Source organism: Oleomonas cavernae (genome assembly GCF_003590945.1).
GTDB classification, from domain to species: Bacteria; Pseudomonadota; Alphaproteobacteria; order Zavarziniales; family Zavarziniaceae; genus Zavarzinia; species Zavarzinia cavernae.
Window position 1 is genome coordinate 4,225,448 of the sequence record NZ_QYUK01000011.1, and the last position, 20,353, is coordinate 4,245,800.

Genomic DNA, 20,353 nt, shown 5'->3' on the forward strand with positions numbered 1-20,353 from the left:
CCGGCCCTTTGGGGTACGCACCCGACGTTGGAAAGAGTATTGGTGGCCGGGAACGGAAAGGCCGCTTTAGGGCTTCCGGTTACGAAAGCCGAGCCGCCGAGGTTCAAACCAGGCCGAAAAACCGGCTTCAACGCGAAAGGGACAGGCAATGCAAAAGAACACGATTTGTCTCTGGTACGACAAGGACGCCGAGGCTGCCGCCCGCTTCTATGCCGAGACCTTTCCCGACAGCGCGGTGACTGCCGTGCGCCGGGCCCCTGGCGACTATCCGTCCGGCAAGGCGGGCGACGTGTTGACGGTCGAATTCACCGTTGCGGGCATTCCCTGCATCGGCCTGAACGGGGGCTCCTATTTCAAGCCCGACGAAGCCTTCTCGTTCCAGATCGCCACCGACGACCAGGAAGAGACCGACCGCTACTGGAATGCCATCGTCGGCAACGGCGGCCAGGAGAGCGAGTGCGGCTGGTGCAAGGACCGGTGGGGGATTTCCTGGCAAATCACCCCGCGCGTGCTGACCGACGCGATGGCGATGGGCGGTGACGAGGCCAAGCGCGCCTTTGACGCCATGATGACCATGAAGAAAATCGACGTCGCGGCGATCGAGGCGGCGCGGCGCGGGTGACGCCCATCGCCAGCGGTAGGCCCTACCGCCAATCGTCCATCACCAAGCATTCCGCCCGGTTGTAACCCGCCTCTTGCGTAGGCAAGGGGTGTCGCCGGATCTTGCGAGTCTGAGGTTCGCGAATACGCCCTGCACAACTGGGCTGAGTAGGCGGGTGAGCGTCATGATAGACTGGAGTGCACTTTCGCATGCGTATGGTGAGGCAACAGACGTACCCGAGCTGATCAGGCGGTTTCGTACGCATCCCAGCGGGGCAATCTCCAAAGAATTGTGGAGTTGCCTGTGTCACCAGGGCACCGTCTACCCTGCGAGTTTTGCCGCACTCCAGCCACTTTGCGAATTGGCTAAGGGCCTTTCCCCTTGGAACGGCTCTCGCCGCTGATGCTAGTTGGCGCGATCATCGCGTCGGACGATTTGGTTGGGGTCGATCAGCGGCCAACCGACATGATCCAGGCAGTCATCCCAGATGCTGAAGCCCTTATGGAAGACTGCCTGGCTTCAGGCGAACTCGACCAAGAAGCCTTCATCTATTGCCTGCAAACCTTATGTGCCCTCGCTGGGCATCTTTTCTGGGGGCGAAATCTTTCCTATCTCTTTAGTGGCGAGTTTTCCGGCAACTGCTCCGCTTGCGGGCACAGCCTATATTTCGTTGTTGGCGCTTATGGCTTTTTCTGCGTGGGTGAGGAATGGATCGGTCCGAGGAAGCGTACCAGTACTCAAAACCCTATCTTCCCCTCCCCATTGCAACACCTTTCGCCCGTGGCAGCATGGCTCCACCAAAAGGCCGTCGCACATGATCAGCTTGAGGTAGCGAAGCAAATCCTTCACCTGTTTGGCACCACAAAATGTCCAGAATGCAATATAATGTTGGAGGTTTCCCCAGCAATAACTCAGGCAAGCGGTAGCTCGGGAGATTAGAGTAGGAGTCCGATCGGTCGCCTACCGCCAATCGTCCATCACCAGGCATTCCGCCCGGTTGTAACCCGCCGCGCCATCGCGCAGCATGGCCACGCCTTCGAAGGCGACCTTGAAGCCGCGCGCTTCCATCAGCGCCAGTGCCCGGCTGCGCGCCGCGTTGGTGCCGGCCATCAGGGCGGTGGCGCCCAGGCCGTGGGCATAGGCCTCGCAGGCGGCCAGCAGGCGGTCGAAGGCGTCGGCGGCGCCGGGTTTTGCGGCGCCGAACTTGACGTAGACGGTGTCGCTGCCGGCTTCGGTCCCGGCGCCGGCATGGCAGACGGCGAAGGCAACCAGCTCGGTGCCATCGTGGACCAGCACGGTATCGCCCAGCTTCTGCGCCGCCACCGCGGCGATCTCGCCCGTCAGGTCCAGGCCGGGATAGACCGCACCGGCCAGGGCCCGGCAGGCGGCGAGGCTGCCTGGCCGCGCGGCGATCGTCGTCCAGGGGGCGGTGTCGGCGCGCTCCACCCGCTTGGCCATCACCGGGGTGAGGGCGCCGACGGCAAAGCCGAATTTGCCGTAGAAGCCATGGTGCTTGGGGCTGTCGGGGAAGGTGAACAGGCCCAGTTGCCGGGTGCCCCAGGCCGCGAACAGGGCCATGGTGCGTTCCAGCAGTTGGCGCGCGATGCCCTGGTCCCACAGGTCGGGGCGGATGGTCAGCGGGCCGAAGAAGCCGAAGCTGCCCCAGTTGGCGGCGAAGTTGGAGCCGACCAGTTCGCCGTCGCGGAAGGCGCCCAGGGTGGCCTGCGGGTCGGCGTGCCAGCGCGGAGCGATCAGGGCAGCGTCGCCCATGAAGCTCGACGGCTCGGGCAGCCCCACGAAGGTGCCGAAGGCCAGGCGGAAGATGCGGTCGGCGGCGGCAAGGTCGGCTTCGGCCAGGGGCCGGATCTCGATGTCCATGGCGGTGCTTTCGGGGTTACGGCATGACCACGGCGAGGTAGGGCGCGGTCGGCTTGTCCGCGGCGCCCGCCATCGCCGGGGCGGCATGATGCACGGGTTTCAGGCTTTTGAGATAGGCCGCAAGGGCCTGGGCGTCGGCATCGGACAAGGCGCCATAGTGGCCATAGGGCATCGCCGGCGCCAGCACCCGGCCATCGGGCCGCACGCCGGTGCGCACCGCGGCGACGATCTGCGCCGCCGTCCAGGTGCCCAGGCCCGTTTCCCTGTCCGGCGTCAGGTTGGGCGGGTAGAAGATGCCCAGGCCCGGAATCTGGAAACCCACCGTCGAGCCGGCGAGGTAGCGCTCGGGATCGGGCTTGCCCAGCAAGGCCCCGGTGGTGTGGCAGCCGCCGCAGTCCATGATGGTGGCGAGATATTCGCCGCGCTCGACCTGGTCGTCGGCGCGGGCGGGAGCGGTCAGGGCGGCGGCGATCACCGCCCCGATGATGAAAGTGTCGCGCATGGGTGGGCCTGTCGGCTGCGGTTTCGATACGAAAGACTTATAATGAGATAATTATCTTATAACAAGATAAAAGTCTCCATGCTTCCATCGAGCGCGACACCCCCTACATTGACGCCCCCGTCCCCCTCCCTACATTGCAGCCGCAAACCAAGGGAATCCGCGATGATCCAGGAGCTGAACGAGCGTTCACGCCAGATCTTCCGCACGATCGTCGAGGCCTATCTCGAGACCGGCGAGCCCGTCGGCTCGCGCACGCTGTCGCAGCGCTTGGGCTTTCCCCTGTCGCCCGCCTCGATCCGCAACGTCATGTCGGATCTGGAGGCGGCGGGCCTGCTCCATGCGCCCCACCATTCGGCCGGGCGCCTGCCGACCGACGCAGGGCTTCGCATCTTCGTCGACTCGTTCCTCGAACTGGGCAGCCTGACCGATGACGAGCGCCGCACGATCGAGGGCCAGGCGGCGGCCGAGGGGCGGGGCCGTTCGGTCGAGGACCTGCTGACCGAGGCGACCCGGCAATTGTCGGGCCTGTCGCAATGCGCCGGCCTGGTCATCGCGCCCAAGGCCGACAACCCGCTGTCCCATGTCGAATTCGTCTATCTGGGACCCGGGCGCGCCCTGGTGGTGTTGGTCTCCCAGGACGGTTCGGTCGAGAACCGCATCATCGACGTGCCTTTGGGCATGACGCCCAGCGCCCTTCAGATGGCCTCCAACTATACCTCCGCCCGGCTGGGCGGGCGCACCATGGCCGAGGGGCGCAGCGGCATCCTCAAGGAGATCGAGGACCGCCGCGCCGAATTGGACCTCCTGACCGCCAAGGTGGTGGAGGCGGGCCTCGCCACCTGGTCGGGCGACGAGGAGCGCAACACCCTGATCGTCTCCGGCCGGGCGCGGCTGCTCGACGACCTGACCGCGGTCGAGGATCTCGAACGGGTGCGGCAATTGTTCGACGATCTTGAATCCAAGCGCGATGTCCTCCAATTGTTGGACCTCGCGCACGATGCCGATGGGGTGCGCATCTTCATCGGCTCGGAGAACAAATTGTTCAGCCTGTCGGGCTCGTCGCTGATCGTGGCCCCGTTCCGCCGGGCCGACGAACGCATCGTCGGCATGATCGGGGTGATCGCGCCGACCCGGGTGAATTACGGGCGGGTGGTGCCGATGGTGGATTATACCGCCCGGATGATCGGCCGCCTGATCCGCTAGGTATCGACCCTCAAGTTTGATTTCGCTGGAAGTATCATGACGACGCAGAACGAGAATGCCCAAGCCAACGAGCCCGAGATCGAGGCGGAAGCCGCGATCGAGCTCGAGATTCCGGCCGGTCCGACGGTCGAATCGCTGCTCGCCGAGGTGGCGGAGCTCAAGGACAAGCTGCTGCGCGCCTTCGCCGAGAGCGAAAACATGCGCCGCCGCTTCGAGCGCGAGCGCGAGGACACGGCCAAGTATGCGGTGACCAAGTTCGCGCGCGACCTGACCTCGGTCGCCGACAACCTGCGCCGCGCCATCGACACCGTCCCGGCCGAGGTCCGCGCCGCCGACGAGGCGGTGGCCAACCTGCTGGCCGGCGTGGAGCTGACCGAGCGCGAGCTGCTGGCCGCCTTCGAAAAGGCCTCGATCACCAAGATCGCGCCGGCGGTGGGCGAAAAGGCCGATCCGCATCGCCACGAGGTGCTGTTCGAGGTGCCCGGCACCGGCCAGCCTGCCGGCTCGATCGTGCAGGTGATCCAGACCGGCTACCAGATCGCCGACCGCCTGCTGCGCGCCGCCAAGGTCGGCGTCGCCAAGGCCGACGCCCCGGTCCACGTCGACCAGACGGTCTGAAGAGCGAGCGCCAAGCCCCCCTGGGCCATTGAGGCCCCGCGGAGCTTCAGCGAAGCGAGCCAAGGCCGCGGAAGCGGCCGCCCGGCGTCTGAGGGGCCCAAAAAAACAACTGCCCTCGGGATGACGGCTCCGTCATCCCGAGGGCAGCACCCCGACGGTGCGTCTGGTGCGATCGGTCCGGCCGGACGCTTTGGCAGCCGGCCGAGGAGCCCCCCGGTTCCACCGATCTCACGATCGCGAGCGCAGCCTAGGCCGCGGGCGGCCCGGGCGACAGAGGCCCAGGGGTACTGGTACTTTGGTACTGGCGGCCGCGGTGCTTGAGCGGCGGCGCGAAGCCCCGCATGGTGGGCGCCGGAAACGGGGGATCTGCCGATCATGATGCCGGGTGCGCAAGCGGAGAGGGCCGGCCCGGCGGATATCGATCCCGCGGTGCTCGCCGCCGCGCAGATCCGCGCCATGTTCGGCAATGCCCAGCCGGGCTTCACCCATATCCTGCTGATCGGCCTGACCGGGGCCATGGCCTGGGATTTCGCGCCCCATGGCGCGGTTGTGCTGTGGGCGGCGGGAATCATGGCGGTGGGCCTGATGCGCCTGGCCATGGTGCGGCGCTTCACCGCCGTGGCGCCGCCCGACGCGGCCCTGCCGGGCTGGGAGCGGGCCTATCTGGCCCTGGTCGCGCTCAACGGCGTGATGTGGGGCAGCGCGGCCACCCTGCTCCAGGCCCCGGGGCACTACGAGCTCGAGGTCGCCATCGCCTTCGTGGTCGGCGGCATGTGTGCGGCGGCGACCATCACGCTCAGCCCGCGCTACCGCGCGATCCCGGTCGCCGTCGTACCGGCGCTGGGCATCCTGGCCGGGCAGTTCTGGCTCTCGGACATCCCGACCTCGAACGAGATGGCCTTGATGCTGCTGGTCTATCTCTTGGTGCTGCTCAATGTCGGCCGGCGGATGAACGCCCAGGTGCGCGAGTCCTTTGCCCTACGCTTCACCAACCAGGCCCTGGTCGCCTCGCTCAGCGATGCCCTGGCCCAGACCCGCCGCGCCCTGGACGAGGCGCAGCGCTCGGCCCAGGCCAAGACCCGCTTCCTCGCCTCGGCCAGCCACGACCTGCGCCAGCCCGTCCATGCCCTGCGCCTGTTTGTCGAGACCCTGGCGGCGCGCCCGCTGGACCATGAATCTGCGGCCCTGGTCGCCCGGGTGCGCGAGTCCCTGGCCGGCCTGCGCGGCCTGCTCGACACCCTGCTCGACATCTCGCGCCTCGACGCCGGTACGGTGCAGCCGGTGTCGGCGCCCCTGGCGCTGGGCCCCTTGCTGGCCCAGGCGGCCGATGCCTTCGCCAGCCTTGCCGACGAGCGCGGCCTGCGCCTGTCCCTGCGCCCGACCGAGGCCTGGGTGCTGAGCGATCCCACCCTGCTGGGCCGCCTGCTGCGCAACCTGATCGAGAATGCCTTGAGTTACACCAGCGAGGGCGGCGTGCTGATCGGCACGCGCCGGCGCGGCGACCAGGTGTTGGTCGAGGTCTGGGATACCGGCATCGGCATCGCACCCGAGCACGAGCAGGAAATCTTCCAGGAATTCTTCAGCCTGCGCGGGCGCTCGTCCGACCGGCAAGGCGGGTTGGGGCTGGGCCTGGCCATCGTCAAGCGCCTGTGCGGCCTGTTGGGCCACGACCTTGCCTTCCGCTCGATCCCCGGCCGGGGCAGTGTCTTTCGCGTCACCCTGCCGGCCTGCGCCCCGGCCTTGGCGCTGCCGCTGCCGGACCGCGCCCATGCCATTCCCCGGGTGCCCGGGTGCTGGTGGTCGAGGACGACCGGGCGGTGGCCCTGGCGACCGTGGCCCTGCTCGAGGGCTGGGGCCTCAAGACCGCCCATGCCGAAACCACCGACGGCCTCGGCCCGGCCCTGGAGCGGCTGGGCGGCGCCGCCGACCTGGTCATCGCCGATTATCGTCTGGCCGACGACGTCACCGGCGACGATGTCATCGACGAAGTGGCGCGGCGCCAGGCGACGCCGCTGGCCGCGATCATCGTCACCGGCGACACCGGGCCGCAGCGCCTGCGCAGCCTGCACGGCCAGGCCTGGCCGGTGCTGCACAAGCCGGTCGACCCCGACGAGCTGGCCAAGGTTACGGCGGCCCTGCTGGCCCCGGCGGCGCCCCGATAAGCCCCAGGCGCATTGCCGCCTGCACCGCCGCGGTGCGGTTGCGGGCGTTGAGCAGGCGCAGGATGGTGGCGCCGTGATTCTTCACCGTCTGCAGGGCGATGCCGAGGCTGTTGGCGATTTCCTTGTTGCTGGCGCCCTGGGCCATCAGGCGCAGGATCGCCACCTGCCGCTCGGTCAGGCGGTGGCCGCCCGGCGGCGGCACGACCGGGGTCTGGGGAAAGCAGGCTTCGCCGTCCAGCACGGCCTGCAAGGCGTCCAGCAGGGCGGGGATCGACGCGGTCTTGGCGACGAAGCCGGCGGCGCCGTGGGCACGGACGGCCTCGATCTGGGCCGGGGTGTCGTCGCCGCTGATCACCAGCAAGGGGGTGCGGGGCGCCACCGCCCGGATGACCTCCAGGCTTTCGGGCCCGGCCATGCCCGGCATGTGCAGGTCGATCAGGCACAGGGCGATGGCGGGTTCGGCGCGCAGCGCGGCGCAGACGGTGGCCAGGCTCGCCGCCTCGACCACCCGGGCCCGTGGGTCGAACTGGATCAGCACCTGGCGCAGCCCGTCGCGAAACAGGGTGTGGTCGTCGGCGACCAGAATCGTCAGCGCCCCGTCGTCCATGCCCGGCCATCCCCGCTTCCCCACCCTTGATGATTACACGAAACCGGCCCCTGGATAACGCGGTCTCCCGCGGCCCGGTGAAGGCACATGGCTGTCGGGAATTTTGAAACTGGCTGTTCTCGGGAACCTTGGAACCACTTTTGATCGTCATGCCCGGCCTTGTGCCGGGCATCCACGTCGAGACGAGCCACATCCGTCGACGGAAAAGGCAGCTTGCCGACGTGGATGACCGGGACAAGCCCGGTCATGACGATTGAGGGTGCGGGCGCGCTCGCCCGGCCGATTGTCGCAGCCATCGGCCGGCCGGTTGCGCCGGCCGGTTGCCGGGCCTAAAGCTAAAGTCATGAGCCGCAGCCCTGCCATCGCTGGAAACCTGCCGCGCCGGCGCCTGGGCGCCTGGCTGGCGGCGCTGGCGATCCTGTTGCAGGCGCTGGTGCCGGCCTGGCATCATGCGGCGATGGCCATGGCCGCCAAGACCGGCGGCGACGGCATGTCGGTGGTGATCTGCACGCTCTATGGCTATCAGGTGGTGCCGCTGGCCAGCCTGGTCGCGCTCGACGAGACGGGCAAGGTCAAGCCCCCCGAACACAAGCAGCCGCCGGTGCCGCGCGACTGCGCCCTGTGCCAGGCCCTGGCCCATCAGAACCTGCTGGGCCCGCCACCCGCTCTTGGCGTGCCACCCATCCCCGTCGCGATGGCCTTGTCGCCCTGGGTCGCCGTCGGCGGGACGATCCTGCCGGCCACGCCACGCCTTGGCGCCCAGCCTCGCGCACCCCCGACCCTTTCGGCCTGATTTCGCGAAAACCGTCGCGCGTGGCCCTGCCCGCGCTCTCGCATCAGCCTTAAGGGTTACCTCCATGACTGAAATCGTTGCCGGGCCGGCGACGGGCGCGATCGCCCGTTCGACCGGGGCCTTCCGCCGCGCCATCCGGCGCTGGCGCTTCCATGCCGGGCTGTTCGTGCTGCCGCGCCTTCAAACCCGCCATTCGTTGATGCAAGGTATCGCCATGAACATGCTCTCGCGCTTCGCCGCCGTCCTGGCCCTGCTGATGGGCTTCGCCAGCCTGGCCCAGGCCCATGAATACGAGCTGGGCCCGCTGGAAATCCTCCATCCCTGGTCCCGGGCGACGCCCGGGGCCGCCACGGTGGGCGGCGGCTATTTCACCATCGAGAACAAGGGCGATACGCCCGATCGCCTGGTCTTAGTCAGCAGCGACATCGCCGAGAAGGTCCAGATCCACGAGATGGCGATGAGCGCCGACGGCATGTCCAGCATGAAGGAACTGACCGACGGCCTGGTCGTGCCGGCCAAGGGGGCGGTCGAGCTCAAGCCCGGCGCCATCCATCTGATGTTCATCGGGTTGAAGCACCCGCTGAAGGAAGGCGAACCCTTCCTGGCGACTCTGAGCTTCGAGAAGGCCGGCACCGTCGAGGTGAAGTTCGTCGTCGGCCCGGCGGGCGCCGCCGGCGGCGAGGCGGAGCACAAGCACAACTGAGGGGGCGGCCGTGGTCCGATCGAGCGATATCCGGCCCAACGAGGTCGCGGTCGAGCTGCCCGCCGCGACCGATGCCGGCCTGCTCTTCATCGGCACCATCCGCACCCCCTGGACCGCCCGGCCGGACTGTCCCCGCCAGGGGCGCCTCGACGGCCCGGTCTGCCGGATCGAGCTCCACCCGCTGTGGCTGCCGGCGCTCGACGGCATCGAGCAGTACGAGCGGATCGAGGTCCTCTACTGGCTGCACCAGGCGCGCCGCGACCTGGTGCGGCAGAGCCCGGCCAGCGACGGGCGGACGCGGGGCACCTTCGCCCTGCGCTCGCCCGTCCGGCCCAACCCGATCGGCAGTTCGCTCGTCGCCCTGGTCGGGCGCACCCCGTCCGGCCTCGAGGTCCGGGGCCTCGACTGCCTCGACGGCACGCCGCTGGTCGACCTGAAGCCCGACCGCTGCCAGTTCACCCCCCTGCCCGAGTGATCGCCGGCAGGGTTGACGCCCCGAGCCGGCCGCCCCATTTCCCCGTGGCGGTCGCCTTGCCCGTGACATTTCGTCATGGCCATCGTTGCTGGCCGCTATCGGGGCGTTGCGGGCCGCAGGACGGGGCCCTATATAAGCCCCAGCGTGACAGGGGTTTTAGCCCCTGTCGCTCAATCCCCGGAGAAGTCAGGGGGTGTTGCCGGTGCCGGACGGGCCGTCGACGCCTGCCGAAAAGGAGAGAGATATGGGCAAGGTAATCGGTATTGACCTTGGGACGACGAATTCCTGCATCGCCATCATGGAGGGCGCCAAGCCCAAGGTGATCGAGAATGCCGAAGGCGCGCGCACCACGCCGTCGATGGTGGCTTTTACTCCCGATGGCGAGCGTCTGGTCGGCCAGGCCGCGAAGCGCCAGGGTGTCACCAATCCCGAAGGCACGCTGTTCGCGATCAAGCGCCTGATCGGCCGCTCCTTCGCCGACCCGATGACCCAGAAGGACAAGGGCATGGTGCCCTATTCGATCGTCAAGGCCGACAACGGCGACGCCTGGGTCGATATCCGCGGAGCCAAGTACAGCCCCAGCCAGGTTTCCGCCTTCATCCTGCAGAAGATGAAGGAAACCGCCGAATCGTTCCTGGGCGAGACTGTCACCCAGGCGGTGATCACCGTTCCCGCCTATTTCAACGACGCCCAGCGCCAGGCGACCAAGGACGCCGGGCGCATTGCGGGCCTTGAAGTCCTGCGCATCATCAATGAGCCGACCGCGGCGGCGCTGGCCTATGGCCTCGACAAGCAGGACGGCAAGACCATCGCCGTCTATGACCTGGGCGGCGGCACCTTCGACGTGTCCGTGCTGGAAATCGGCGACGGCGTGTTCGAGGTGAAGTCGACCAATGGCGACACCTTCCTGGGTGGCGAAGACTTCGACATGCGCCTGGTCGACTACCTGGCCGACGAGTTCAAGCGCGAACAGGGCGGCATCGACCTGCGCAAGGACAAGCTGGCCCTGCAGCGCCTGAAGGAAGCGGCCGAGAAGGCCAAGATCGAACTGTCCTCGGCGGTCCAGACCGAAATCAACCTGCCCTTCATCACCGCCGACGCCACGGGCCCGAAGCACCTGACCCTGCGCCTGACCCGGGCCAAGTTCGAGGCCCTGGTCGACGACCTGGTGCAGCGCACGGTCGAGCCGTGCCGCAAGGCGCTGAGCGATGCCGGCCTGTCGGCCGGCCAGATCGACGAAGTGGTCCTGGTCGGCGGCATGACCCGCATGCCCAAGATCCAGGAGATCGTGAAGAGCTTCTTCGGCAAGGAACCCCACAAGGGCGTGAACCCGGACGAAGTCGTGGCCATGGGCGCCGCGATCCAGGCCGGCGTGCTGCAGGGCGACGTGCGTGACGTGCTCCTCCTCGACGTGACCCCGCTGTCCCTGGGCATCGAGACCCTGGGCGGTGTCTTCACCCGCCTGATCGAGCGTAACACCACGATCCCGACCAAGAAGAGCCAGACCTTCTCGACCGCCGACGACAACCAGAACGCGGTCACCATCCGGGTCTTCCAGGGCGAGCGCGAGATGGCCGCCGACAACAAGATGCTGGGCCAGTTCGACCTGATGGGCATTCCGCCGGCGCCGCGCGGCATTCCCCAGATCGAGGTGACCTTCGACATCGACGCCAACGGCATCGTCCAGGTTTCGGCCAAGGACAAGGGCACCGGCAAGGAGCAGCAGATCCGCATCCAGGCCTCCGGTGGCCTGTCCGACGCCGACATCGAGAAGATGGTGAAGGATGCCGAGGCCAATGCGGCCGAGGACAAGAAGCGCAAGGAACTGGTCGAGGCGCGCAACCACGCCGAGGCCCTGATCCACTCGACCGAGCGCAACATCGCCGAGCATGGCGACAAGGTGGGCACAGCCGAGAAGTCGGCGGTCGAGACCGCCATCGCCGACCTGCGCGGCGTGGTCGCCAATGACGACGCCGAGGCGATCAAGGCCAAGACCGAGGCCCTGGCCCAGGCGGCCATGAAGGTCGGCGAGGCGATCTACAAGGCGGAAGCCGAGAAGGCCCAGGCGGCGGGCGGCGGCGATGCCGGCCCGTCGGCCGGCGGCCCGGCCAACGATGGGCCGGACGTTGTCGACGCCGACTTCGAGGAAGTCGACGAGAACAAGAAGAAGTCCGCCAACTGAGGTCATGACGGATGGCCCGGCCGGTGTCTTCACACCGGCCGGGTAGCCGGACGATTGGGAGTCCGCCATGGCGAAGACCGATTATTACGAACTCCTCGGCGTGGCGCGCGGCGCCTCGGGCGACGAGATCAAAAAAGCCTTCCGCAAGATGGCCATGAAATGGCACCCGGACAAAAACCCCGGGGACGCGGAAGCCGAGAAAAAATTCAAGGAAATGAACGAGGCCTACTCGGTCCTGTCGGACGACGAGAAGCGCGCCGCGTATGACCGCTATGGTCACGCCGCCTTCGAGGGTCCGGGCGGGGGCCCTGGCGGCGGCGCGCGGGGCTTCGACTTCGGCTCGTCCTTCGCCGATGTCTTCGACGACCTGTTCGGCGAATTCATGGGCCGGGGCGGCCAGCGTGGCGGCAACAGCGCCACCCGCGGCTCGGACCTGCGCTACAACATGGAGATCAGCCTCGAGGAGGCGTTCAAGGGCAAGAAGACGCAGATCCGCGTGCCCTCGACCATTTCCTGCGAGGCCTGCGACGGCGCTGGTGCTGCGCCCGGCTCCAAGCCCACCACCTGCGGCACCTGCAACGGTGCCGGCAAGGTGCGCGCGGCCCAGGGCTTCTTCACGGTCGAGCGGACCTGCCCGACCTGCCAGGGCTCGGGCCGGGTGATCAAGGATCCGTGCAAGGTGTGCGGCGGCCATGGCCGCGTCGCCAAGGACAAGACCCTGTCGGTCAACATCCCGCAGGGGGTGGAGGACGGCACCCGCATCCGCCTGTCGGGCGAGGGCGAGGCCGGCCTGCGCGGCGGGCCGCCGGGCGATCTCTACATCTTCCTGACCGTGGCGCCCCATGCCCTGTTCCGGCGCGACGGCGGCAACCTGTTCTGCCGCGTGCCCATCCCCATGGTCACCGCGACCCTGGGCGGCAACATCGAAGTGCCGACCATCGACGGCACCAGGGCGCGGGTCGCGATCCCCGCCGGCACCCAGACCGGCCGCCAGTTCCGCCTGAAGGCCAAGGGCATGCCGGCGCTGCGCGGCGGCGCCTTCGGCGACCTCTACATCAACGCGGTGGTCGAGACGCCGGTGAACCTGTCCGCGAAGCAGAAAGACCTCCTCAAGGAGTTCGAAAAGGCCGGTGGCAAGGGCACCAGCCCCGAGTCCGAGGGCTTCTTCGCCAAGGTGAAGGAACTCTGGAACGACCTGACCGAATAGGTTGGGTCGTTTCCTCATCAATTCGTCATCCCCGCGCAGGCGGGGATCCACTGTCGTGGAATACTGGAACAGACCCGTATCGCCACTGCCGTGGATCCCCGCCTGCGCGGGATGACGCGAAGGATTGGTGTGAGCCCGGGGCGGTTACACCATCCCCTGCCACAACATGACGGCCGGATCGCCGGGCGCATCGAGCGCGGCCGGCAGGTCGTGGTAGAGAATGTCCTGGCCGCGATGGCGGAACAGGGCGGTGCCCGCCGCGCGGTCGCGGGACACCAGGTGTTCCCGGCGGAACTTGCCTTGCGGTGAATCGAAGGTCAGTGCCGTGGCGTTGATCCAACTGGGCGTGCTCGCCGAAAGCCGGTCGTGGATCGCAAACAGGCGGTCGAGGCCTAAGCGGAAGGCGGCCGAATAGTTGATCGGGTCGGGCGCGAAGATCGAGATGTTGCGCACGCGCAACTCGTCGAGCCGGCGGATATGGAATGCCAGCAGTCCCGCATCGTCGTTGATGCCGCGCAAGGCCGGGAACTGGTTGTAGTTGCGCAGGCCCAGGGCGTTCAGGTGCCGGAGCGCTGCCGCCACCTCGCCGCAGATCTCGTAAGGATGGGCGATGTGGTGGACCAGGCGGACATCGGCCCGGGCCAGGATCGCCGCCTTGTCGCCATGGGCGAAAAACTGCGGCGCGAATACCAGGGCGCGGGTGTGGACGCGGATCGAACTCAGCTGGGGCAGGGCGCGCAGGCGGGTGAGCACCCGCTCCAGCGCCGCCGGCGACAGGGTCAGCGGGTCGCCGCCCGAGAGGATCACCTCGGTGATCGCCGGGTCGCGCTCGACATGCTCGACCAGGGCGGCCAGCCTGTCGTCCAGGTCGACCGGGTCTTCCCCGTGCATCTGGGTCAGCACGTCCTGGCGGAAGCAGTATTGGCAATGGGCGGCGCAGACCGGTGTCGCCAGGAACAGCACCCGGTCGGCATATTTCTGCACGATCGCCCGCCGGCCCGCGGCGGCCATGTTGGCGCGGTCGTCGACGAAATCGGCCACCTCGCCCGGTGCCCGGTCGGTCATGCGTTCACGGCTGGGATAGACGATCCGGTGCAGCGGGCCGTCGGTATGGCCCAGGGCGGCCAGTTCCGCCTCGAGCTTGGCCTTGTAGAAGCCGGTAACCTTGATCGGCAGCAGATGCGCTGCCTGCGCCAGCCGGCCATAGGCGGCATTCAGCGCCGCCTGATCGGCGGGGCTGGTCGGGGCAATAGCAAGGGCACTTGCGGGCAAGGCCATGATCACGAAACCATGAGATTGTCAGGAGCCGCGTCAGGCCTCGACGAGACCAAGGCGACGCTCGATATGATCGAGGCGCACGTCCATCCGGTCCACGCGGTTGGAAATCGAAGCGTACTGGCGCTCAAGGATTCCCAATCGTTCTTTTATCTCAAGAATGTCCACACGCATGTTGTCCATCATCCCGCGCAGGTGGCGGAGATGTTCCAGGATCAGGTTTTCGACATTCTCGGTCATGGCTCATCTAATGTCGGATGGGGGAGGTGGCCAGTCAAGAACTGAGCGTGTTTCGGAAATTCCGATTTCATATTTCTGATTTTTGAATTGGCGAAGTGTGGAAAACCGTCGCCATACTTCTCCCCAGGGTCGAGGGCGCAGGGCCCGCGACGGTAAAATGACGCAAAGCGTCGGGGGATGAGGCCATGAAGAAGCTGCTGGTCGCCGCCTGTACCATGGCGATCCTGGGTGCCTTGCCGGGGCCGCGGGCGCCGCCGGGCCGATCACCAAGGTCGGCAAGGGCGAAGGGTTCGTCGATATCGTGGCCTGGCCCGGCTATATCGAACGCGGCGAGACCGACAAGGGCTATGACTGGGTCACCGAGTTCGAGAAGGCCAGCGGCTGCAAGGTGCGGGTGAAGACCGCCGGCACCTCCGACGAAATGGTCGCCCTGATGAACGAAGGCGGCTTCGACCTGGTCACCGCCTCGGGCGATGCTTCCCTGCGCATGATCTCGGGCAAGAAGGTCCAGGAGATCAACACCAAGCTGATCCCGTCGTGGAAGACCATCGACCCGCGCCTGGCCGATGCGCCCTGGCACACGGTGGACGGCAAGCATTATGGCGTGCCCTACCAGTGGGGCTCCAACGTGCTGATGTACAACACCACCGTGTTCAAGGAGGCGCCCAAGTCCTGGGACGTGGTGTTCGAGCCGATGGACCTGCCGGACGGCAAGCCCAACAAGGGCCGCATCCAGGCCTTCGACGGCCCGATCTATATCGCCGACGCGGCCCTGTACCTGATGGCCAAGAAGCCCGACCTGGGCATCAAGGATCCCTACGAGCTGACCGAGGACCAGTACAAGGCGGCCCTCGACCTGCTGCGCCAGCAGAAGACCCTGGTCAGCCGCTATTGGCATGACGCGATGATCCAGGTCGACGACTTCAACAATGAAGGCGTGGTCGCCTCCTCGTCCTGGCCGTTCCAGGTCAACCTGCTGGCCTCGCAGAGCAAGCCGGTCGCCTCGACCGTGCCGGCCGAAGGCGCCACCGGCTGGGCCGACACGACCATGATGCATGTGGACGCCGAGCATCCCAATTGCGCCTATCTGTGGATGGAACACTCGCTGAGTCCCAAGCTTCAGGGCGACCTGGCGGCCTGGTTCGGCTCGGTGCCGGTGGTGCTGGCGGCGTGCAAGGGCAATGCCCTGCTGACCGATACCGGCTGCGCCACCAATGGCGAGGGCAACTTCGACAAGATCCACTTCTGGCGCACCCCGGTTTCCAAGTGCAAGACCCAGGAAGCCTGCGTGCCCTACTACCGCTGGGTCACGGACTACATCGCCGTGCTCGGCGGTCGCTGAGACTTAAAGCAAAAGTCGTCATCCCGGACGAAGCGCAGCGCAGATCCGGGATCTTTTGACCAGTGTAACCCCGACGAGATCCCGGATAGCCGCCGACGCGGCTTCCGGGATGACGCCCCAGGTTTATTTGAGGTAAGCATGACCGCCGCGCCCGTCGCCGTTCGCTTTCGCGCCGTCTCGCGCCATTTCGGCAGCGTGCGCGCCGTGGACGGGGTCGACCTCGAGATCGCCGCCGGCGAATTCTTTTCCATGCTGGGGCCGTCCGGCTCGGGCAAGACCACCTGCCTGCGCCTGATCGCCGGCTTCGAGCAGCCCAGCAGCGGCGAGATCGAGATCTTCGGCCAGCCCAGCGCCGGCATGCCGCCCTACCGCCGCGCGGTGAACACCGTGTTCCAGGACTATGCCCTGTTCCCGCACATGAGCGTGGCCGACAATGTCGCCTACGGCATGATGGTGAAGGGTATCGCCAAGGCGCCGCGCCTGGCCAGGGCGCGCGAGGCCCTGGCCCTGGTGAAACTGGCCAGCCTTGGCGAGCGCCGCCCGGCCCAGCTCTCGGGCGGCCAGCGCCAGCGCGTGGCGCTGGCCCGCGCCCTGGTGAACGAGCCGCGCGTGCTCCTGCTCGACGAGCCCTTGGGCGCGCTCGACCTCAAACTGCGCGAGGAAATGCAGGTCGAGCTCAAGGCCCTGCAACGCCAGCTCGGCACCACCTTCGTCTTCGTCACCCACGACCAGGGCGAGGCCCTGTCCATGTCCGACCGGGTGGCGGTGTTCAACGAGGGCCGCATCGTCCAGGTCGGCCCGCCCCAGGACATCTACGAGCGCCCCCAGGCGCCCTTCGTCGCCCGCTTCGTCGGCTCCTCCAACGTGCTGGGGGCGGCGCTCGCGGCCAGGCTGGGCGGGCCGAACGCCGCCTGCTCCCTGCGGCCCGAGGCGATCCATGTCGGCCCCGCCCGCGACGGCCACCTCAGCGCCCGGGGCACGGTCGAGGACGTCCAATACCAGGGCGCCGCCCGCCGTCTGCTGGTCGCCCTGGGCGGCGAGTTCGCGGGCAACCGCCTGGTCGCCAGCGTGCCGGCGGTCGAGGCCCAAGGGATTGCGCCGGGGGACGCCGTCAGTCTCACCTTCCCCCGGTCTGCGTTGTGGGCGATGGAGGGGGTGTGATGGCCATGCTGTTGATGCCACGTAGCCCTCTCCGCCCTTCAGGGGGGAGAGGGTGGGGTGAGGTGGGTGGTCGTCACGGGGCGAGATCCGTCCCCTCGACCACCTCACCCTTCCCATTGCTGGCGCAATGGGCCCCTTCCCTCTCCCCCGCGAGCGGCGGAGAGGGAGTTTGGGGAGGCTTGTCGTGACCGCCGCCGCCTTGCCCGCGCCGCGCGACGGCCTGCTGGGCCGGCTGTCGGATCTCCTGGTCCGCCATCCGGGGCTCTACCTCAGCCTGCTGCTTATCCCGCCCCTGATGTGGCTGGGCATCGTCTATCTGGGCAGCCTGTTCGCCCTGCTGGCGCAGAGCTTTTTCTCGATCGACGAATTTTCAGGCCTGATCGACCGGACGCTGACGCTCGCGACCTATGGCCAGTTGTTCCAGCTCGCCAACATGGACATCGTGCTGCGCACCGCGGGGATGGCGACGGCGGTCACCATCGCCTCGTGCATCATCGCCTTTCCCATCGCCTACTACGCCGCGCGTTACGCCAGCGGCCGGGCCAAGGCGTTCTTCTACCTCGCGGTGATGATGCCGCTGTGGTCGAGCTACCTGGTCAAGGTCTATGCCTGGAAGCTGATCCTGGCCAAGGAAGGCATCGTCTCGTGGTTCGCCCATACGCTGGGGCTCGATTTCCTGCTGGACGGTGTGCTTGCCCTGCCGGTGGTGGGCGGGCCCAGCCTGTCGACCAGCTATATCGGCACCTTCCTGGTCTTCACCTATGTCTGGCTGCCCTACATGATCCTGCCCCTGCAGGCAGCACTCGAACGGGTGCCGGGCAACCTGATCGAGGCCTCGGAAGACCTGGGCGCCAGCCCGAAGCAGACCTTCCGCAACGTGATCTTCCCCCTGGCCCTGCCGGGGATGATCGCCGGCTCGATCTTCACCTTCTCGCTGACCCTGGGGGATTACATCATCCCGCAGATCGTCGGCGGCTCCTCCCTCTTCATCGGCCAGGCGGTGCTGACCCAGCAGGGCACGGCCGGCAATATCCCGCTGGCCGCGGCCTTCACCGTGGTGCCGATCGTGATCATGGGGATCTACCTGACGGTGGCCAAGCGGATGGGGGCCTTCGATGCGCTCTGACCGCACCTCGTTCGGGTTGAAGGCGGCGGCGTTCGGCGGCCTCGCCTTCCTGCATGTGCCGCTGTTCTTCGTCTTCCTCTATGCCTTCACGACCGAGGACAAGAGCTACCAGTTCCCGCCGCCGGACCTGACGCTCAAATGGTTCGCGGTCGCCTGGGCGCGGCAGGACATCTGGGATGCCATCGGTCTCTCCCTGCGCATCGCGGCACTCTCGACCGCGATCGCCCTGGTGCTGGGCACGCTGGTCGCCGCCGCCCTGGCGCGCCGGCAGTTCTTCGGGCGCGAGGCGGTGTCGCTCCTGGTGATCCTGCCCATCGCCCTGCCCGGCATCGTCACCGGCATCGCCCTGCGCTCGGCCTTCAACCTGATGGAGCTCGATTTCTCGGTGCTGACCATCGTGCTGGGCCACGCCACCTTCTGCATCGTCGTGGTCTACAACAATGCGGTGGCGCGCTTCCGCCGCCTGTCGGGCAGCCTGGTCGAGGCCTCGATGGACCTGGGCGCCAACGGCTTCCAGACCTTCCGCCATGTCGTGCTGCCCAATATCGCCACGGCCCTGCTGGCCGGCGGCATGCTGGCCTTCGCCCTGTCCTTCGACGAGGTGATCGTCACCACCTTCACCGCCGGCCAGCAGTCGACCCTGCCGATCTGGATGCTGTCGGAACTGGTGCGCCCGCGCCAGCGCCCGGTGACCAATGTGGTGGCGGTGTTCGTCATCGCCGTCACCTTCCTGCCCATCCTGGCCGCCTACTACCTGACCCGCGAGACGCCGGCGCAAAAATAATGCCTGCCCAAAAATAATGCCTGGAGGAACAGCCATGTCGATCACCGCCAACCTGCCGATGGAGATGCTGATCGGCGGCAGCTTCGCCAAGGGTACCGAGACGGAAGAGCCGATCTTCGATCCCAAGACCGGCAAGATCGTCGCCCGCATTCCCGAAGCCTCGGAGGATCAGATCGATGCCGCGGTGGCCGCCGCGGCCAAGGCATTCACGAGCTGGTCGCGCACCACGCCGGGCGAACGCGCCGGCTATCTGTTGCGCATCGCCGATGCGATCGAGGCGCGGGCGACGGATTTCGCGACGCTCGAGGCACTCAACTGCGGCAAGCCCTACAAGAACGTGCTGGGCGACGAAATCCCGGCGGTGGCCGACTGCTTCCGCTTCTTCGCCGGCGCCGCGCGCTGCCTGCCGGGACTGGCGGCCGGTGAATATCTGGCTGGTTACACCTCGATGATCAGACGCGATGCGGTGGGCGTCGTCGCCTCGATCGCGCCGTGGAACTACCCCTTGATGATGGCGGGCTGGAAACTGTGCCCGGCGCTGGCCGGCGGCAACACGGTGGTGCTGAAGCCGTCAGAGCAGACGCCGCTGACCACCCTGCTGCTGGCCCAGGTGGTGGCGGAGATCCTGCCGCCCGGCGTCATCAACATCGTGCTGGGCCGGGGCGAGAGCGTGGGCAATTTCCTGATCAACCACCCCAAGGTCGCCATGGTCTCGCTCACCGGCGATATCGCGACGGGCAAGAAAGTGCTGACCGCCGCTGCCAAGACGGTGAAGCGCACCCACCTGGAACTGGGCGGCAAGGCGCCGGTGATCGTGTTCGACGATGCCGACCTGGAAGCGGTGGTCGAGGGCATCAAGGTCTTCGGCTTCTACAACGCGGGCCAGGACTGCACCGCCGCCTGCCGCATCTATGCCGGGCCCAAGATCCACGACCGGCTGGTGGCCGATCTTGCCGGCGCGGTTTCCACCATCAGGTACAACCAGGCCAGCGACGCCGACAACGAGGTGGGGCCCCTGATCTCGGCCCGCCAGCGCGACCGCGTCGCCTCCTTCGTCGAGCGGGCGGCGGAGCAAAAGCACATCAAGATCGCCACCGGCGGCAAGCCGGTGGGTGGCGGCGGCTTCTTCTTCGAGCCGACGGTGGTCGCCGGCACCACCCAGGCCGACGAGATCGTGCGCCGCGAGGTCTTCGGCCCGGTGGTCTCGGTCACCCGCTTCGAGGATGCCGACCAGGCGGTGGGCTGGGCCAATGATTCCGACTATGGCCTGGCCTCCTCGGTCTGGACCCGCGACGTCGGCCGCGCCATGGCCACCGCGGCCCGGCTGCAATATGGCTGCACCTGGATCAACTGCCACTTCGCGCTGACCAACGAAATGCCCCACGGCGGCGTGAAACAGTCCGGCTACGGCAAGGACATGTCGCTCTACGCCCTGGAGGACTACACCGTGGTCCGGCACGTGATGGTGAAGCACGGGTAGGTTGATCCTTCGGT

Annotated in this window: 20 protein-coding genes and 1 pseudogene; 16 read left to right on the forward strand and 5 right to left on the reverse strand. The window is 67.4% G+C overall.

The annotated features are described in order from the left end of the window. The first annotated feature begins 148 nt into the window (after positions 1-148). Together D3874_RS24310 and D3874_RS28190 are read left to right on the forward strand one after the other, a co-directional pair. Positions 149-622 (forward strand): VOC family protein, encoded by a 474-nt coding sequence (locus D3874_RS24310; RefSeq protein WP_119781856.1) that lies wholly within the window; start codon positions 149-151, stop codon positions 620-622. Positions 623-982: 360 nt separating this feature from the next. Continuing rightward, positions 983-1,540 (forward strand): hypothetical protein, encoded by a 558-nt coding sequence (locus D3874_RS28190; protein WP_147385847.1) that lies wholly within the window; start codon positions 983-985, stop codon positions 1,538-1,540. Between the two features lie 21 nt (positions 1,541-1,561). Here the strand turns inward: D3874_RS28190 and D3874_RS24315 are convergent, their stop codons facing one another. Further along, positions 1,562-2,479: a GNAT family N-acetyltransferase gene (locus D3874_RS24315; RefSeq protein ID WP_119781858.1), complete on the reverse strand. Its 918-nt coding sequence runs from the start codon at positions 2,477-2,479 to the stop codon at positions 1,562-1,564. 16 nt (positions 2,480-2,495) lie between these two features. Further along, positions 2,496-2,981 (reverse strand): c-type cytochrome, encoded by a 486-nt coding sequence (locus D3874_RS24320; protein ID WP_119781860.1) that lies wholly within the window; start codon positions 2,979-2,981, stop codon positions 2,496-2,498. Positions 2,982-3,143: 162 nt separating this feature from the next. On the opposite strand from D3874_RS24320, the gene hrcA reads away from it, so the two are divergent. The 4 genes and pseudogenes from hrcA to D3874_RS32235 all read left to right on the forward strand — a co-directional run bounded on the left by hrcA (position 3,144) and on the right by D3874_RS32235 (position 6,964). Then, complete coding sequence (gene hrcA, locus D3874_RS24325) at positions 3,144-4,184, forward strand: heat-inducible transcriptional repressor HrcA (protein WP_119781862.1); 1,041 nt, start codon at positions 3,144-3,146, stop codon at positions 4,182-4,184. Positions 4,185-4,220: 36 nt separating this feature from the next. Further along, positions 4,221-4,802 carry a nucleotide exchange factor GrpE gene (gene grpE, locus D3874_RS24330; protein WP_119781863.1) on the forward strand — a complete coding sequence of 194 codons (582 nt, stop codon included), beginning with the start codon at positions 4,221-4,223 and terminating at the stop codon, positions 4,800-4,802. A gap of 948 nt (positions 4,803-5,750) precedes the next feature. Next, a pseudogene (locus D3874_RS32230) lies at positions 5,751-6,518 on the forward strand (sensor histidine kinase); the annotation flags it as partial. Positions 6,519-6,634: 116 nt separating this feature from the next. Next, positions 6,635-6,964, forward strand: a complete 330-nt coding sequence (locus tag D3874_RS32235; protein WP_408899999.1) for a DNA-binding transcriptional response regulator — start codon at positions 6,635-6,637, stop codon at positions 6,962-6,964. On the opposite strand, the gene D3874_RS32240 is transcribed toward D3874_RS32235, so the two are convergent. Then, entirely contained in the window at positions 6,927-7,571 is a 645-nt protein-coding gene (locus D3874_RS32240) for a response regulator (protein ID WP_119781867.1), read from the reverse strand. The genes D3874_RS32235 and D3874_RS32240 overlap by 38 nt on opposite strands. Positions 7,572-7,914: 343 nt before the next feature. Between D3874_RS32240 and D3874_RS24350 the strand changes: the two genes are divergently transcribed. The 5 genes from D3874_RS24350 (at position 7,915) to dnaJ (ending at position 12,931) form a co-directional block, all read left to right on the forward strand. Then, on the forward strand, positions 7,915-8,364 hold the full coding sequence (locus D3874_RS24350) for a DUF2946 family protein (RefSeq protein WP_119781869.1): 450 nt from the start codon (positions 7,915-7,917) through the stop codon (positions 8,362-8,364). Positions 8,365-8,428: 64 nt separating this feature from the next. After that, a complete protein-coding gene (locus D3874_RS24355) occupies positions 8,429-9,067 on the forward strand; it encodes a copper chaperone PCu(A)C (protein WP_199699243.1) in 639 nt (212 codons plus the stop codon). A gap of 10 nt (positions 9,068-9,077) precedes the next feature. Next, a complete protein-coding gene (gene tsaA, locus D3874_RS24360; RefSeq protein ID WP_119781871.1) occupies positions 9,078-9,542 on the forward strand; it encodes a tRNA (N6-threonylcarbamoyladenosine(37)-N6)-methyltransferase TrmO in 465 nt (154 codons plus the stop codon). Between the two features lie 244 nt (positions 9,543-9,786). Then, positions 9,787-11,724, forward strand: coding sequence for a molecular chaperone DnaK (gene dnaK / locus D3874_RS24365; protein ID WP_119781873.1), 1,938 nt, complete (start codon positions 9,787-9,789; stop codon positions 11,722-11,724). 67 nt (positions 11,725-11,791) lie between these two features. Further along, positions 11,792-12,931, forward strand: a complete 1,140-nt coding sequence (gene dnaJ, locus D3874_RS24370) for a molecular chaperone DnaJ (protein WP_119781875.1) — start codon at positions 11,792-11,794, stop codon at positions 12,929-12,931. Positions 12,932-13,075: 144 nt separating this feature from the next. Here the strand turns inward: dnaJ and D3874_RS24375 are convergent, their stop codons facing one another. Both D3874_RS24375 and D3874_RS24380 read right to left on the reverse strand, forming a co-directional pair. After that, positions 13,076-14,209: a radical SAM protein gene (locus D3874_RS24375; RefSeq protein WP_147385848.1), complete on the reverse strand. Its 1,134-nt coding sequence runs from the start codon at positions 14,207-14,209 to the stop codon at positions 13,076-13,078. A gap of 33 nt (positions 14,210-14,242) precedes the next feature. Next, entirely contained in the window at positions 14,243-14,446 is a 204-nt protein-coding gene (locus D3874_RS24380) for a hypothetical protein (protein ID WP_119781879.1), read from the reverse strand. 301 nt (positions 14,447-14,747) lie between these two features. On the opposite strand from D3874_RS24380, the gene D3874_RS24385 reads away from it, so the two are divergent. The 5 genes from D3874_RS24385 (at position 14,748) to D3874_RS24405 (ending at position 20,339) form a co-directional block, all read left to right on the forward strand. Beyond that, positions 14,748-15,788 (forward strand): ABC transporter substrate-binding protein, encoded by a 1,041-nt coding sequence (locus D3874_RS24385; protein WP_233560142.1) that lies wholly within the window; start codon positions 14,748-14,750, stop codon positions 15,786-15,788. A 138-nt stretch (positions 15,789-15,926) separates the two neighbouring features. After that, positions 15,927-16,949 carry an ABC transporter ATP-binding protein gene (locus tag D3874_RS24390; protein ID WP_119781883.1) on the forward strand — a complete coding sequence of 341 codons (1,023 nt, stop codon included), beginning with the start codon at positions 15,927-15,929 and terminating at the stop codon, positions 16,947-16,949. A gap of 184 nt (positions 16,950-17,133) precedes the next feature. After that, entirely contained in the window at positions 17,134-18,075 is a 942-nt protein-coding gene (locus tag D3874_RS24395; protein WP_233560143.1) for an ABC transporter permease, read from the forward strand. Beyond that, complete coding sequence (locus D3874_RS24400) at positions 18,065-18,859, forward strand: ABC transporter permease (protein ID WP_119781887.1); 795 nt, start codon at positions 18,065-18,067, stop codon at positions 18,857-18,859. Before D3874_RS24395 ends, D3874_RS24400 begins: the two co-directional genes overlap by 11 nt. 34 nt (positions 18,860-18,893) lie before the next feature. Then, complete coding sequence (locus tag D3874_RS24405; RefSeq protein ID WP_233560145.1) at positions 18,894-20,339, forward strand: gamma-aminobutyraldehyde dehydrogenase; 1,446 nt, start codon at positions 18,894-18,896, stop codon at positions 20,337-20,339. Positions 20,340-20,353: the final 14 nt, after the last annotated feature.

Excerpts from the sequence above, each read along its gene's own strand:
- D3874_RS24310 (WP_119781856.1), top strand. The coding sequence starts at position 149 with ATGCAAAAGAACACGATTTGTCTCTGGTACGACAAGGACGCCGAGGCT.
- D3874_RS24315 (WP_119781858.1), bottom strand. The coding sequence starts at position 2,479 with ATGGACATCGAGATCCGGCCCCTGGCCGAAGCCGACCTTGCCGCCGCC.
- D3874_RS24320 (WP_119781860.1), bottom strand. The coding sequence starts at position 2,981 with ATGCGCGACACTTTCATCATCGGGGCGGTGATCGCCGCCGCCCTGACC.
- hrcA (WP_119781862.1), top strand. The coding sequence starts at position 3,144 with ATGATCCAGGAGCTGAACGAGCGTTCACGCCAGATCTTCCGCACGATC.
- grpE (WP_119781863.1), top strand. The coding sequence starts at position 4,221 with ATGACGACGCAGAACGAGAATGCCCAAGCCAACGAGCCCGAGATCGAG.
- D3874_RS32240 (WP_119781867.1), bottom strand. The coding sequence starts at position 7,571 with ATGGACGACGGGGCGCTGACGATTCTGGTCGCCGACGACCACACCCTG.
- D3874_RS24350 (WP_119781869.1), top strand. The coding sequence starts at position 7,915 with ATGAGCCGCAGCCCTGCCATCGCTGGAAACCTGCCGCGCCGGCGCCTG.
- D3874_RS24355 (WP_199699243.1), top strand. The coding sequence starts at position 8,429 with ATGACTGAAATCGTTGCCGGGCCGGCGACGGGCGCGATCGCCCGTTCG.
- dnaK (WP_119781873.1), top strand. The coding sequence starts at position 9,787 with ATGGGCAAGGTAATCGGTATTGACCTTGGGACGACGAATTCCTGCATC.
- dnaJ (WP_119781875.1), top strand. The coding sequence starts at position 11,792 with ATGGCGAAGACCGATTATTACGAACTCCTCGGCGTGGCGCGCGGCGCC.
- D3874_RS24375 (WP_147385848.1), bottom strand. The coding sequence starts at position 14,209 with ATGGCCTTGCCCGCAAGTGCCCTTGCTATTGCCCCGACCAGCCCCGCC.
- D3874_RS24380 (WP_119781879.1), bottom strand. The coding sequence starts at position 14,446 with ATGACCGAGAATGTCGAAAACCTGATCCTGGAACATCTCCGCCACCTG.
- D3874_RS24390 (WP_119781883.1), top strand. The coding sequence starts at position 15,927 with ATGACCGCCGCGCCCGTCGCCGTTCGCTTTCGCGCCGTCTCGCGCCAT.
- D3874_RS24400 (WP_119781887.1), top strand. The coding sequence starts at position 18,065 with ATGCGCTCTGACCGCACCTCGTTCGGGTTGAAGGCGGCGGCGTTCGGC.
- D3874_RS24405 (WP_233560145.1), top strand. The coding sequence starts at position 18,894 with ATGTCGATCACCGCCAACCTGCCGATGGAGATGCTGATCGGCGGCAGC.